The sequence below is a fragment of the Bradyrhizobium sp. SZCCHNRI3052 genome (assembly GCF_032484895.1).
GTDB lineage: Bacteria > Pseudomonadota > Alphaproteobacteria > Rhizobiales > Xanthobacteraceae > Bradyrhizobium.
Genome location: NZ_JAUETW010000002.1, coordinates 1,015,022 through 1,029,087, shown reverse-complemented (window position 1 = coordinate 1,029,087; position 14,066 = coordinate 1,015,022). Strand labels below are relative to the sequence as shown.

Here is a 14,066-nt window from a genome sequence, read left to right as displayed (position 1 = left end):
ACGTACGTCCTGGCCAAGCAGCCTGAAGATCGACGCCGCTACACAGCCTTGTACTTGCGGGCGAGCGCAGCGCTTCCGACGATGGTCATCATCAGCGTGACGGCGAGCAGGATGAAGGCGAGAGCGGCGCCGAAAGGCCAGTTGCTGACACGGTTGAACTGATCGTAGACCGCCGGGGCCATCATCTGGAACTGTGGCCCTCCCAGCAGGACGGGGGTGGCATAGGCGTTCATGCTCAGGATGAACACCATGACCCCACCTGCAATGACGCCGGGCATCGCCAGCGGCAGGACCACGCGCCGAAACACGGTGAACGGCCGCGCCCCGAGATTGGCTGCGACCTCCTCTGTCTGGCGCGGAATGCCCTCGATCACCGCGGAGAGGGTCAGAACCATGTAGGGCAGGACGATGCCGATGATGCCGATGACCACGGCACCGGGGGTATAGAGCAGTTTCAGGGGAGCCGTGCCGAGGCCTGCGCCCTGCAGCGTGGCATTGATCAACCCGTCATTTCCCAGCAGGGCAATCCAGCCTGCCGAACGAACCACGTTGCCGACCAGCAGCGGGAACATCGTGAGGATGGTCACGAGGCTCTTGAGCTTGCTATCCATCCGCGACAGCCAGTAGGCCGCAGGAAACGCGAGGATCACCGTGACCAGGGTGCAGAGGACGGCGACGCCCAACGTCATCAGCAGGACGCGCTGATAGTAGGGGTCGGCCACCGCGCGCAGATAGTTCTCACCGGTCAGGGCCTCGATCATCAGCGAGGCCGCGTCAAAATGGTTCAGAGAGATGCGGGCCATCATGACCATCGGCGCGACAAGGAGCACACAGACGAGAAGACCGGCAGGCAGGATGAAGATCGCCATATCGCGCCTCAGCCCTTGAAATCTTTGTTCCAGAAATCGAGAAAGGCGGCCTGCTGCTCCACGAGATAGGTGAAGTTCGGCGTCCAGAGGCGCGCCCGCTCGGCCTCGGAGAAGTTGATCTGCTTGTCGAGCTCGGGCGGCAGCGGTGCGTCCGTGACGGTCGGGACGTATCCCATCTTGGTGGCAAAGGCGATTTGCGACGAGGGCTCGAGCATGGAGTTCAGATATTTGAAAGCATCTTCCTTGTTGCGTGCGTTCTTGGGAACCGCAGCCTCATAGATCGTCGGGAAAGCCCCCTCTTCGGCGATCACATGGCCCAGCGGGATCCCGGCCTGTTTCCACATGAAGCCCCGCGCGGCCGCGATGATGGTGAACCAGATGTCCTCGGATTTCAGGGCCGCGGCGACGGCTTCCGTGGAGGCCAATACCTTCACGTCCAGGGACCGCCATTCCATCAATTTCTTCTTGGCGGGCTCGAAGTCGTTCATTGAGCCGCCGCCGGCGATCGCGGCAAACGCCATATTGGTGGTGAAGAGGAAATCGGAGAGGCCGACCCTGCCCCGATATTTCGGATCCCAGAGATCGTTGATCGACCTGGGCGGCGTGGGCACGCGGTTCGTGTTGTAGACGATGGTATGGGCCGAATAGATATGAGGAATGGAGTTCGGCTTGCGCAGGAACGGCAGCACTTTGGCGGTCCGCGGCACGACCTGCTCCGAGACGCCTTCGAGCACGTCGCGCTGAGCGGCGGCGAACATGTCGAAATCTGCGAGACAGGCGACATCCATGCTCCCGCGCCGGCTCTGACGCTCGGCGAGCAGCTTGGTCCGGCGCGGAACAGGGCTGGATACGTCCTGAAGAACGTCGATACCCGTCGGCTTCATGATGGCGATGTCAACGCTTTCGCGCAGCAGATCGCCGAAGTCTCCGCCCCAGGTCCCAACGGTGACCTGGCGGCTTTGGGCCGATGCCATGCCTGGCAGCAGAGCGGCGGCTGAGGCAGCGCCGAGAAATCCACGACGGGTGAGTGCGGTCATTGTCGTAACCTTCTGGATTGGATTTTCTATTTTCAGGCGAGGATCAGCCGTGCAGCAGCCGGCTCCCAGTTCACGCGAACCACGTCTCCGGTCTTGAGCTGACGCATGGCATCGCCGGCGGCCGGCGTCGCTCGAATGGCGGTGAGCGCTACGCCGTCGAGTTCGAGCCGGTACTCGGTTTGAGCACCGAGATAGAAGATGCCGGAGATCCGCGCGGGAAGTCCGACAGCGTCGGGAGCGGCGTGGACCGCGACGCGCTCCGGCCGCAGAGCCAGCACACTGGCATTGCTGGGAGCCGCCGCGACATCGCAGGGCAGCAGGCTGCCGCCTGCGCTTCGCAGCGCCTGGCCCTCGATGGTGCCGGTGATGATGTTGCAGCGTCCGACGAAATCCGCGACGAAGGCATCCGCGGGCTGCTCGTAGAGCTCTTCAGCGGTCCCGATCTGCCGCACGCGCCCGCTTTCCATCACCACCAGACGGTCGGACATGGTCAGCGCCTCCTCCTGATCGTGCGTCACCATCAGGGTAGTGAGACCGAGACGCTGCTGCAGGGCGCGGATCTCAGTACGCACATCGGCGCGCAGCTTGGCGTCGAGATTGGACAAGGGCTCGTCCAGTAGAAAGACGGCGGGATTGATGACCAGCGCTCGCGCAAGCGCTACGCGCTGTTGCTGGCCGCCCGACAATTGGCGTGGCATGCGATCCGCCAGATGGTCGAGCCGAACCAGCTTCAGCGCCTCGGCGATGCGCCGATCGCGGTCGGCGCGATTGACCTTGCGCATTTCGAGGCCGAACCCGACGTTGTCGGCGACGCTCATGTGCGGAAAAAGCGCGTAGGATTGGAAGACCATGCCGGTCTGGCGAGCGTAGGGCGCGGTGCGCGTGACGTCCTGCCCCGCGATGACGACGCGGCCGGCGGTCGGCTCGATGAAGCCGGCGACCATCCGCAGCGTAGTGGTCTTGCCGCAGCCGGAGGGGCCGAGCAGCGAAACCAGTTCACCTTCGGCGATCGCGATGTCCGCGCGCTCGACGGCGACGGATAGTCCGTATTCCTTGCGCAGTCCCTCGAGACGGAGCGTGCCCACGGTGTATCCTCCTCAAAGGGTCAGACGACCCGGGACAATTTCACGAAACGGTCGGTGACGAGCATCAGCGCCGCGACGACCAGGATCTGCACCGTCGCGACCGCGGCAAGGGTCGGATCCATGCGGAATTCGAGATAGTTGAGCATCGCGACGGGCAGCGTGGTCTTGCCAGCGCCCACCAGGAGCAGGGTCAGCTCGAGGCTCTCGAAGCTCTGGATGAAGGAGAACATGGTCGCCGCAACGATCCCCGGCCGCAGCATCGGCAAAGTCACGCGGCGAAACACGGTCCAGGGGCGCGCGCCGAGATTGGCGGCCGCTTCTTCGGCGATGGTGTCCAAGCCCTGCAGGCTGGCGGTCACCACCCGCACCGTCCAGGGGATGGTGAGCAGGACGTGGGCCGCGATCAGGCCCGGCAGGGTGCCGACGATGTCGAGGTCGAGCCTGTTCTCCAGCTTGAGATAGAACAGATACAACGCCGTTCCGGCGACGATGCCGGGCACCGCCAGCGGACCGAGCAGAAGCGTATTGATGGCCGACTTCGCCGCGATGGTGCTGCGCGACAGCGCAAGCGCCGCTGCCGTGCCGAACGCGACGCCAATTGCGGTTGCGATCAGCGCCACTTGCAGGCTGAGCAGAAAGCCATTGGCGAATTCGCGCCGGGTCCAGGCATTGAAGTACCAGCGAAAGGTCAGGCCGCTCGGTGGAAACGACACGATCTCGTCGCGGAAGAAGCTGGTCATGATCACCATGACCACTGGCGCAAGCATCAGCACATAGGCGATCGCCACCAATGTGCGATGAGCGAGACGGCTCGACGTCATGGCCCGCCCCTCCGTGCCTGCTGAGCTGCGAGGAGAAATGCCGGGACGACCATTTGCGCCAGCATTTCAACGATGGGCAAATGCCCGTCGTGAAAATGCCCCGCCTCGTGCAGCAGGTTGATCTGGCCGATGACTTCGCTGTTCCAGCGCACGGGCATGTTCAGGATGCTTGCGCATCCGAGCGCGAGGATTTTCTCATGATCAGGAAAGTCGCGTGCAATGTCGCTGGCGTTTCGACCAATATAGGGCACGCCCGACATGAGCACGCGGCGCATGGTGGGGGCTTCTTCCAAGGCCTTTGAACCCTGGGCCGGAAACCGATCCGGCGCGCTGCTATAGAGCCGATCGGCGACACCGTCCGCCGGCCGGTAGAGCAGAGCCGTAAACAGCTTGTGGCCGACGGCCGCGGCGAGCAGGCGGTCCAGCACGCGCAGGCTCGCGCCGGGCTGGTCCCGCTCGGCCAGCGCAGTCGCCAATGCCGCGAGCGGCGCCATGGAGCTACTATACTGAAGCGCGTCGCGGGTGCTCATGCGCCAGGTCCCCGGCTTGCAACAAGCGGAAGATGCAGTGCCGATGGGCGCTCGCCGCCAAACGCCACCGTGAGGAGCGGAGGCCTGCCGTGCGGCACCTGCGCGAAATGATCGGCGTCAGCGCCGGCAATCGACAGACGGATGCGGCTGCCGGCTGCGAAACGCCAGGCGGTCGGCAGCAATGGAATGCGGATGCACTCCCAGGCGCCGGGGACCAGCGGTGCCGCATCGGCCCGCGAGAAGCTCCGGAATGGCCAGGTGGTGCTATAGCTGTCCGGCGCCGGGGTTTCCTTGCGGTGCAGAGCCCGCAGCAGTCCCTCGGTCACGTAGCGCTCGGTGCCATCCGCTTCGATTTCGCTCACATAGACGAACAGCGCCGCATCGGGCTCGCTGGAGGATAGCCAGATATCCGCAACGCCATGACCGGCGAGCTCCATGGCCTCGACCAGGGGCGCCGAGGTGTAGCTCAGCATCCGATCGGTGCGTCCTTGCCAGTCGGTGTAGTAGCTCCGGCTATCGACGCCCGCGATGCGCTCAAAGCGCGTCTGCTGCCCCGTGCCGAGGGTGAAGTCGACCTTGTAGGACTCCGCGCCGCCATGGGTGGCGGTGTCGCCGAGACCGTGGCCGGACGTGAGGAACAGTGTCCGCTGCGCTTCAATCGGCGGCCAGGCGCGAGACGCTCGCCATGCCTGCGCATGGAGGGAAAAATAGTGGATCGGGGCCTCGTTCTTAAGGCCTGTGTCCCACCCGAGAAGATAGGTATCGAAGAATCGCAAGACTTCGCCGAGAAGCGGGAAATCCACGACCTCGGAGGTCCGCCAGGGCGAGATGTCGATCCGGGCGCCATGGTCCCAGGGGCCGAGCAGGAGATGGCGCGGATTGTCCTTCATGGTCAGGAAGCGCGAGATCGCACCATTCATGTAGCCGGCCCCGTCGCACCAGCCGGAGACCGACAGGATCGCCACGTCGCGCCGCACGCCCGCAGACAACGCATAGGGACTGAACGAGGCAGAGCTGAAGCCGGGATCGTAGACAAGCGCTTCTTCGCGGAATTTGAACTCCGCCATGAAATCGGTCTGGCGGAAGTTCGCCAGATGCTCACGGACCGCTTCCCGCACCAGAACGCCGTCGGTATCCGCATCGACCGGCTGCGGGCCTTCGAAATCCGGATTGCTGTAGTAGGAGAACTTCTGGAGCACGTCGCGCCGATCATGATCCAGGCCGATGAGCAGCTCATCATAGATCTGCGTCAGCGACGTGACCTGAAGGCCGCCCGGGAAGTAGTTGTCGGTGTAGGTGTCCCACACCGAAAACAGCGGCGCGATGGCCTTGACGGCCGGATGACCCGTGCTGGCCAGGAAGTCCGACGCCGCGCCGAGATAGGACACGCCGGTGGCGCCGATGCTGCCGTTGGACCAGGGCTGGGCCACGATCCAATCGGCAATCTCGCGGCTGTCCTCGCGCTCCTTGGGGGAGCGGAAGCTGTCGCGGGTGCCGAAGCTGGCGCCCGTGCCACGGACATCGACCACCACCACCGCATACCCGCGTGGCACGAAGAAATCGCGGAACTTACCGGTGTTGGGATTGACCTCGCCACTCCCGCCCGGCCGCAGCTTGAAGCGGCGATAATACGGGGTGAACAGAGCGATCGTTGCGAACGATTTGTCGGGTGCCGCGCCGTCGATGGCTTCGGGCAAATAGACGTCCACGGCAATGCGGCAACCATCGCGCATCGTGACGTAGCACGAGACAGGCTCCGTCAAGCGGGACGTCACTGGTCGACGCTCAACATAGTCGCCCGGGGCCATCTGCCAGGCGCGATCGGTTTCGGCACACACGGTCATTGCGGCTCTCACATGCCCATCATTTGGGCTTCCACTTGAGCTGCAAAGAAACATTGCAAATTTCATGCGTCAAATGCGTAATATGTCGTATTATATGCGGAATGCGCATTCAGGAGCTGGATTTGCCCAATCACCGTGGTCTGGAAGCCCTCCGGGCGTTTGTGGAAACAGGGTCCGTGTCGCGGGCGGCCGAGCGGCTGGGGCGCACGCAGCCCCAGGTCGGGCGGCTGCTCAGCGCGCTGGAGAAGGAGGTGGGCTTTCCTCTGTTCGGACGCGACAGCCGTCCTTTGACGCTGACGCGCGAGGGGCGGGAGTTTTACGCCCATGCGGAGCGCGTTCTCCTTGGCCATGATGGACTGCAACGTTTTGCGGTGCAGATGAGCCGCGGAACGCGCCATCATCTGCGAATCCTCACTGCTCCCTTCATTGCTCACGCCATGGTTGCCGATGCCGTAGCCACCGTGGCCAAGCGCTCTCCGAACTTCACGGCTTCGATCGAATCCCGGGTGCGCCTGGATATCGAGACCTGGGTCGGCCAGGAAACCTTCGATCTCGGGGTCACCATCCTGCCGCTCTCGCATGCGGCTTTCGGGACCGAGGAGTTCCTGCGCGTCGAAGCCATGGTCGCAATGCGCCCGGATCATCCGCTCGCGGCGCAGCAGATCGTGACCTTCGATCAGTTCGCCGCCGAGGACGTCATCGTCACGCATCCGCGCTCGATCCTGCGACAACATCTCGAACGCCTGAGCCGTGAAGCCCGCAAGCCGTTAAAGGTGCGATTTGAAGCCACCAATGGCGTGATCGCCTGTCAGCTCACCGGGAGAGGACTCGGATGTTGCCTGTCCGACCCCTTCGTCGCCCGCTCCAGCGGTGTGCCGGATCTGGTTCTCAGGCCATTTCGTCCGGCCTTTCCGCTCCAATACGGCTTCCTGCATCCCATCTGGCAATCCCGTTCGCCGATGGTCGTCGAGCTGGCTGCGGAAATCAGCGGGGTCGCCAAGTCTCAGTCCGAAGCATTCCTCCAGGCCCCTCGTTGAGCCGCCCAATCAGGCTGTTCTGACGCCGGTGCTTGTAAGGTGCCGGCCGTATTCTGGCTTCTTTTCTCGAGACCCCAGCGGCGAAATGCCTGCTCCACTGAGAGAAACTATCTAAGAAAGACGCCATGGTCCGCGAACCTGTTTCGCACCAGAACCAGGCGCAAAAAGCACGATCAACCTGAACGAAAGCTAGCAAGAGCAAGGAAGCTGATCGCTCGGTCGCCGGCTCGCAGCATAGAGAAGCTTGCCGCTCAAATGGTAGTTGATTGGTCATCGGCTTCTTGCGTCCGCTAAGCGGATCTGACGAAGTTTCAATTTGATCCTTCAGACTTCATCGCAAACCCTGGTTGAAACTCGCTAAGCGAGTCGAGACGTGCGTTGCCCGGCTGTTGACGATGATTTCCGCGCTCGCTTGCTCGATCTGGTGAACGAAGTAGAGCGTAACTCCTCGAAATCGAATGAAATTTCTGCGGAACCAACGAACCTCATCAATACCCTGCCGCTCATAACGGTCTGGTTGCAGGTTCGAGTCCTGCCGGGCCCACCACGCTTCGTCCTTCGGGCTACGCGTGGCGCAGCCATGCGGAGACCGAGGAGCGAGAGAAAGCGAAGACGGACTGTCGCCGAAGTCGGCTTCCGCGCCAGAAATGCCGACGCAAGCGTTCGTCACTTCCAGCCGCGCACAATATCGAGGAGGGCCGGAGCCGACAGTGCAGCGAAGGCACCGATCGCGGCGACCTTGTGCTCGTCATACCATCCGGCCTGGTGAAGTAAATTGAGCGATCCGATTGTCTTTCCGTTCCAGCGCACGGGATAGTTGACGGCACTTTCGCAGCCGAGCGACCGGATAAGCTCATGATCGAAGAATGCGCGCTTCATGTCTTCGTAGTCGTAGCAGATGCGCGGCTTACCGGTCAGCACGATCTCCTTGTAGAATGCGCTTGATCGATCGATGGGCTTGCTTCCGCCGACGGGATAGGCCCCTGGCTGGTTGGAATAGTAGCGCTGGTTCTGCCCGACATCCTCGTTGAGCACCAGAACGGTGAACAGCTTGTGTCCAACCGTTTGCGCCAACGCGAGGTTGAGGCTGGCCAGAATGACATTGGGCTGCCCCGGCTCTGTCCCCGCCCGCGCAACCTCGTCTATCGCAGCCAGACGAACCTTCGAATCAGGCGCGATGCTCGCCTCCGTCGCGGCCCGAGCTGAACCGCATATCGGCGTCGCAAGAACCGTCCCCAGTCCTCCTGTCAATAGGCCACGGCGCGCGAAGACCGGTGAGCTGATCGACAGCATTGCGTATCTCCTTTCCATCAAAAATTGACAATAGAAGCTTCTCTCCCGAGAGGCGCCAACGACCGCGGAGCGGAATCCAGATTGAAACATTCACGCCGGCGCAAGTCGCTCCGGCGGAGCACGAGACAGCTTGCCGTAGCGCCGAGCGAAACCAACGCTCCCGAGCACGGTGAAGGCCATGGTGAAGATCAGAAGCAAGAACGCCAACGCCGCTCCCATCGGCCAGTTGTTGCTCCTTATGAACTGGTCGTACACGGCAGGCGCCATCATCTTGAACCTGGGACCGCCCAGGAGAACCGCAGTCGCGTAGGTGTTCATGCACAGAACGAACACAAGCGTGCATCCAGCTGCGACGCCCGGCAGCGCGAGCGGAAGAACGATGCGCCGAAAGACCACGACCGGGGACGCTCCGAGGTTGGCGGCCGCTTCTTCCAATTGGAGGGGAATACTCTCGATCACCGACGAAATGGTTATGATCATGTACGGCAACACCACCGCAATGATGCCGAATACGACCGCTTTCGGCGTATATATGAGTTGCATAGGCTGTGCGATCAGACCCAGCCGCGCAAGTCCCCAGTTGATGAGACCGTCGCGATCGAGCAATGCCATCCAGCCCGCGGACCGGACCACGTTGCCCACAAGCAGGGGAAACAGAGTAGCGATCAGAACGATGCTCTTCCACCGGCTCTCGATGCGTCCCAGCCAATAGGCTGCCGGAAATGCGATGATGAGCGTGACCATCGTACACAGCAGCGCAATGCCAAGCGTCGTGAGAACGATCTGCTGATAGTACGGATCGGTCGCTGCGCGTAGGTAGTTGCCGGCGGTCAGCGCCTCTACCATCATCTGCGTCGGACCTAGCTCGTTCAACGAGATCCTGAACATCAGAACGAGCGGACCGACGAGCAAGCCGAGAATGAGAAGACATGCGGGAACGAGCAGGATCGCCATGATCAGGCCTTGAACTGCTTGTTCCAGAAATCGAGGGTACGTTGCGAGCGCCCCGTCGAGTAGGCGTAGTCGAGCTTCAATAGCCTGGTCCGCTCCTCCTCGGTGAGAAGCACCTCCCGGGCAAGATCTTCCGGGAGCACCGCATCGCGCACCGTCGGGGCATATCCCATCCTTTCGGCGAAGCCCGTTTGCGCCTTGGCGTCCAGCATCGCATCGAGATAAGCGAAGGCTCCCGCCTTGTTCCTGGCGTTCCGGGGAATACCCGCCTCGAACACAACGGAAGGAGTTCCTTCCTTCGGCACCACATGGGCGAGGGGGATTCCGGCTTTCTTCCACATGAAGCCACGCGCCAGCCACATGATCGTGATCCAGACTTCCTCCGATTTGAGGCCCGCTGCCAGCGCTTCGTTGGACGGATATATCCTCGCGTCCAGTGACCGCAGCTCCAGGAGCTTCTTGTCGGCCGGCTCGAAATCGTTGACGCTTCCGCCGCCCGCGAGCGCTGCAGCAAGCGTGTTCGCCCCATAAAGAATATCGGAAAGCCCGACACGACCACGCCATTTCGGATCCCATAGATCCGCATATGACTGCGGCGGAACGGTCACCTTGGTCGGATTGTAGAGGATGACCTGCGCCGAGTAGATGTGCGGAATCGAATATCGCTTGCGCAACTCCGGAAACACGGCGTCAAGTCTGGACAGTTGCTCGGGCCGGATCTCCTCCAGGACCTCCGATTGCGACATCAGGTAGGCGTCCGTATCGGACAGGCAGGCTATCTCCATCGAGCCACGGCGGCTGCCTCGCTCGGCCAGCAACTTGGTCTTCCTGGGATCGACATTGGCGACGTCCTGAACGACCTCGACGCCCTTGACCGAAGCCAGCGGCTTGTCCAGGAGATCACCCAACAGCTGGCCGTAGTCGCCTCCCCATGTTCCTACCACGATGGGTCCATTCGCCGCTGCGACCGATCGGGGGTTGCCGAAGAGAAAGGTGGCTCCGGTGCCGCAGCCCAGCGATAGAAAGTTACGCCGTGAGTATCTCATCTTGCCTAATCCTTCGCGGTTTCGGGAATCAGCCGAGGAGCATCCATGTCCCAGCTCAGCGAGACCGGATCGTGCGGGCGCACTGAGAGCATCGGGTCGTCCCGGACCGGCGTTGAACGGGTAACGACCACCCGTTCCGCCTCGCCCAGCAGCACCTGGTACTCCGTCTGCGCGCCGAGATAAGTCACAGCCTCGAGCCGCCCCTGGATCGCCGCGCGATGGCCGGGCTCGATCGCGATGCGCTCGGGGCGGATGGCAATCGTGTCTGCCGTGGAACGTTCGTCCTGTCGTTTCCTGGACGGCAGCAGAAGACCGCCGCGCGTTCTGACGCGCTCATCGTCTTCCCGCCTCGCCGGCAACAGATTACAGCGTCCGACGAATTCGGCGACGAATGCATCGCAAGGTTCTTCATAGAGCTCGCGCGCGGAGCCCACCTGCCGAACCCGCCCTCCTTCCATCACGACCAGCCGATCGGCCATCGTCAGCGCTTCCTCTCTGTCGTGCGTGACGATCAAGGTCGTCAGGCCGAGCCGCTGCTGAAGCGCGCGGATCTCGGTACGGACCTCCGCCCGGAGCTTGGCATCGAGGTTGGAGAGTGGCTCGTCCAGCAGGAACAGCTTCGGGCTGATCGCGAGTGCGCGGGCAAGAGCGACACGTTGCTGCTGTCCTCCAGACATCTGTTTCGGGAAACGGTCGGCCAGATGTGACAGCCTGACGAGGTTCAACGCGTCCGCAATGCGCGGTGCGCGCTCCGCACGGCCAAGGCCGCGCATCTCCAGACCGAAGCCGACGTTCTCGGCAACGGTCATGTGCGGAAACAGCGCATAGGATTGAAACACGAGACCCGTTTCACGCGCATGCGGCGGGCTTCGTGTGATGTCGGTTTCCGCCAACAGCATTCGGCCGCTCGTCGGCGTCACGAAACCCGCGATCATGCGCAACGTGGTGGTCTTGCCGCAGCCCGATGGCCCGAGCAGCGCCACCATCTCCCCCTGAGCAATCTCTAGATTGAGATCATTCACCGCGACCGAGGCTCCAAACTGCTTCGTGAGCCGCTCGACTGTCAGCCTGGCCATCAAACAATCCTCGAAAGCTTCACGAATCGATCGGTTGCGAGCATGAGCGCGCCGACCAGCACAATCTGAGCCGTCGCCACGGCCGCGAGCGTCGGGTCCATGCGAAATTCCAAATAATTCAGCATGGCCACGGGCAACGTGATGCGTCCGGGCGCGACCAGGAGAAGCGTAAGATCCAGATTCTCGAAGCTCTGGATGAACGAGAACATGGCGGCGGCGACAATGCCCGGCCTCATCACCGGCAGCGTGATCCGCCGGAAGACCGTGAATGGTCCGGCTCCGAGATTTGCCGCAGCTTCCTCGATGGCTTGGTCGATACCTTGAAGGCTGGCGACGACCAGCCGCACCGTCCACGGGATGGTGAGCATAGTGTGGGCAGCCACCAGACCGGCCATCGTCCCCTTGATATCGGTGTCGAGGGCATCTTCGACGGCAACGTACGTCATATAGATTCCCGCACCGGTGACGACACCGGGCAAGGCCAAAGGGGCCAGCAGGAGCGCATTGATGCCACCCTTTGCCGGAAACTTCGAACGCACGAGCGGCAATGCAGCCGCAACCCCGATGGGAACCCCAACCGCGGTCGTCGCCAGCGCAATCTGGAGACTGGTCAGAAGCCCACGCGAAAACTCCGGCCTGGACCACGCGTTTTCGTACCAGCCCAGCGTCAAGCCATCCGCAGGAAAACTCACGATCTCCTGGGCGAAGAAACTTATCAGCACGATCATCGCCACCGGAGCGAACACCAAGAGGTATGCGCCGGCGACGCTCGCCGCGAAGACCAGGCGCCCAAGTCTCGGGTATCCCCGACCTGTCGAGGGTGACGATGCCAGACTTCGGAGTGCATCCTCGGACATCAATTGACGATCTGGCTCTTGATGTCTCTTGGCGCCTTGGTCAAGATCTCCGGCTGGCGCCCCACGACGACGGTGTCATCCATGCGGAAGCCCCCGAGACCATAGACATAGATGCCGGGCTCCGCCGAATACACTTCATTGTCCAGAAGGGGCCGATGGTTGAAGGCCATATCATGCGGGTACTCGTGACCGAGCAACCCCATTCCGTGGCCCGTTCGGTGACGAATGAAGCTGCCGCATCCAGCCTCTTCGATGATCTTCTGCGCGGCTGCATCGATCGATGACACCGGCGCACCCGTCACGGCCGCTGCTGATGCGGCTTCATTGGCCGCGCGAGCGACCTCGTAGTACTTGCGCTGATCCGGCGAAGGCTCGCCTGCAAACCAGGTGCGCTCGTTTTCGATCACGACGCCGTTCAGGCGCGGAATGACGATGTTGACCAGAACGTCGCTCTTGCCGATCTTCGCTCCGCATGAAGCACCGTCGCCATGCGGAGACGCCGATGCGGGACCGCTCAGCGTCCAGCACCTCAGCACTTCGAGATTTGCACCGGGAAAGCGCCGCGCCCCCTCCTCGACCATGCTGACCGCCATCTGACAGTCCAGCTCCTGGACCAGGCGGCCGGGCCTTATGTTTTCCCGGTAGCGATCCTGGATGTAGTCCGACAGCGAGGCTGCCTGCCGCATGATCTCGAGCTCCTCGGCATGCTTGACCCAGCGCATTGCCCGCATGTCCTCCAGACACGGGATCAGCTTGACCTCGGGCGACATTCCGGCGGCGCGGGCAAGACTAGGCTGGCTCGCATCAATACCGATGCGAGATGCCCTCAATCCGCAGCGACTCAACAGATCGTGGATCATCTCGGGAAGCTGAGGCAGCGAGAAGCCGCGCTCCGTCAGCTTCGGATGCTCGAAATAGAATTGCACGTCGTCGACCCAGAATTGCTCCCGCTCGCGCGCCATGCGGACGTGGTGCGTCGACAGTTCGTTCATGATCGCGCGCGGCTCGCCATCGAACGGCACGCAAACCAAGATCGGGCGCTCCCATGTCTGCACATCGACGTTGAAATTGGTCGCAAACTGAAAGAAGTCGGCGGTGGAGAACAGAAGCGCGTCGAGGCGATTTCGGGCCATGACGTCACGCATCAGTTTTCGTCGATAGTCCCAGACCGAACGGCTCAGAAACTTCATGATTCTCCAACTCTCCCAGTCGCGCGATCGATTGTCCCGGCTCATCGCCCAATCGACGCGGCCCGAACGCGGGGCCCCGCCCGCACCCGCGAACCTGCCTTCAAATGACGTTGGCATAATGGGTGTGAAGGGGCGAAAGCATCCGGCAGATTCCTGCTGAGACCGGCCAATTCCTGCTTTTTTCACCCAAGGGATCGTCGCGTTCTTCCCTGCAATATGCTTCCGCCGAAGGCGCACGCGCCGGTCGAATGGCCGTTTCGTGCGGAATGTTGCCCGATCCTGCCAATTTATTTTCGACCGCGTCACTTTACGGTCATCGTCAATTCCTGTTCGGTGCCCCGCACGAATTCGGCGGTCGCAGCGGTTTTGCAACCATGCACCACGACGGATGAATGCCGACCGTCGAGCCGGCAATGCCGCCCTTTGGATG

General features: G+C 62.3%; 13 protein-coding genes. 1 reads left to right on the top strand and 12 read right to left on the bottom strand.

All coding sequences use genetic code 11. From position 1 onward, the window contains the following. Positions 1–38 precede the first annotated feature (38 nt). Genes QW887_RS10300 through QW887_RS10275 form a run of 6 tightly spaced genes read right to left on the bottom strand, consistent with a single transcriptional unit; the run spans position 39 to position 6,105 of the window. On the bottom strand, positions 39–869 hold the full coding sequence (locus QW887_RS10300) for an ABC transporter permease (protein WP_315828350.1): 831 nt from the start codon (positions 867–869) through the stop codon (positions 39–41). Between the two features lie 8 nt (positions 870–877). Then, positions 878–1,906, bottom strand: a complete 1,029-nt coding sequence (locus QW887_RS10295) for an extracellular solute-binding protein (protein ID WP_315828349.1) — start codon at positions 1,904–1,906, stop codon at positions 878–880. 32 nt (positions 1,907–1,938) lie between these two features. Beyond that, positions 1,939–2,991, bottom strand: a complete 1,053-nt coding sequence (locus QW887_RS10290; protein WP_315754078.1) for an ABC transporter ATP-binding protein — start codon at positions 2,989–2,991, stop codon at positions 1,939–1,941. A 20-nt stretch (positions 2,992–3,011) separates the two neighbouring features. Further along, the gene (locus QW887_RS10285) at positions 3,012–3,812 is read right to left on the bottom strand and encodes an ABC transporter permease (protein ID WP_315754076.1); all 801 of its coding nucleotides are present in this window, start codon (positions 3,810–3,812) and stop codon (positions 3,012–3,014) included. Continuing rightward, on the bottom strand, positions 3,809–4,342 hold the full coding sequence (locus tag QW887_RS10280) for a GAF domain-containing protein (RefSeq protein ID WP_315754074.1): 534 nt from the start codon (positions 4,340–4,342) through the stop codon (positions 3,809–3,811). The genes QW887_RS10285 and QW887_RS10280 overlap by 4 nt, the downstream gene beginning before the upstream one ends. Then, positions 4,339–6,105 carry a CocE/NonD family hydrolase gene (locus QW887_RS10275; protein WP_315754072.1) on the bottom strand — a complete coding sequence of 589 codons (1,767 nt, stop codon included), beginning with the start codon at positions 6,103–6,105 and terminating at the stop codon, positions 4,339–4,341. The genes QW887_RS10280 and QW887_RS10275 overlap by 4 nt, the downstream gene beginning before the upstream one ends. Positions 6,106–6,287: 182 nt before the next feature. Here QW887_RS10275 and QW887_RS10270 point away from each other — a divergent pair, with 182 nt between their 5' ends. Next, positions 6,288–7,223 (top strand): LysR family transcriptional regulator, encoded by a 936-nt coding sequence (locus QW887_RS10270; RefSeq protein ID WP_315754070.1) that lies wholly within the window; start codon positions 6,288–6,290, stop codon positions 7,221–7,223. Positions 7,224–7,889: 666 nt separating this feature from the next. Here QW887_RS10270 and QW887_RS10265 read toward each other — a convergent pair. The 6 genes from QW887_RS10265 to QW887_RS10240 all read right to left on the bottom strand — a co-directional run bounded on the left by QW887_RS10265 (position 7,890) and on the right by QW887_RS10240 (position 13,822). Further along, a complete protein-coding gene (locus QW887_RS10265) occupies positions 7,890–8,516 on the bottom strand; it encodes a GAF domain-containing protein (protein ID WP_316159595.1) in 627 nt (208 codons plus the stop codon). 90 nt (positions 8,517–8,606) lie between these two features. After that, entirely contained in the window at positions 8,607–9,470 is an 864-nt protein-coding gene (locus QW887_RS10260; RefSeq protein ID WP_315754067.1) for an ABC transporter permease, read from the bottom strand. A gap of 2 nt (positions 9,471–9,472) precedes the next feature. Beyond that, positions 9,473–10,513, bottom strand: a complete 1,041-nt coding sequence (locus QW887_RS10255; RefSeq protein WP_315754065.1) for a PotD/PotF family extracellular solute-binding protein — start codon at positions 10,511–10,513, stop codon at positions 9,473–9,475. A 5-nt stretch (positions 10,514–10,518) separates the two neighbouring features. After that, a complete protein-coding gene (locus QW887_RS10250) occupies positions 10,519–11,589 on the bottom strand; it encodes an ABC transporter ATP-binding protein (RefSeq protein ID WP_315754063.1) in 1,071 nt (356 codons plus the stop codon). Then, complete coding sequence (locus QW887_RS10245; RefSeq protein ID WP_315754154.1) at positions 11,589–12,317, bottom strand: ABC transporter permease; 729 nt, start codon at positions 12,315–12,317, stop codon at positions 11,589–11,591. Before QW887_RS10245 ends, QW887_RS10250 begins: the two co-directional genes overlap by 1 nt. A gap of 128 nt (positions 12,318–12,445) precedes the next feature. Then, positions 12,446–13,822, bottom strand: coding sequence for a M24 family metallopeptidase (locus QW887_RS10240; RefSeq protein WP_315754061.1), 1,377 nt, complete (start codon positions 13,820–13,822; stop codon positions 12,446–12,448). Between the last annotated feature and the right edge of the window lie 244 nt (positions 13,823–14,066).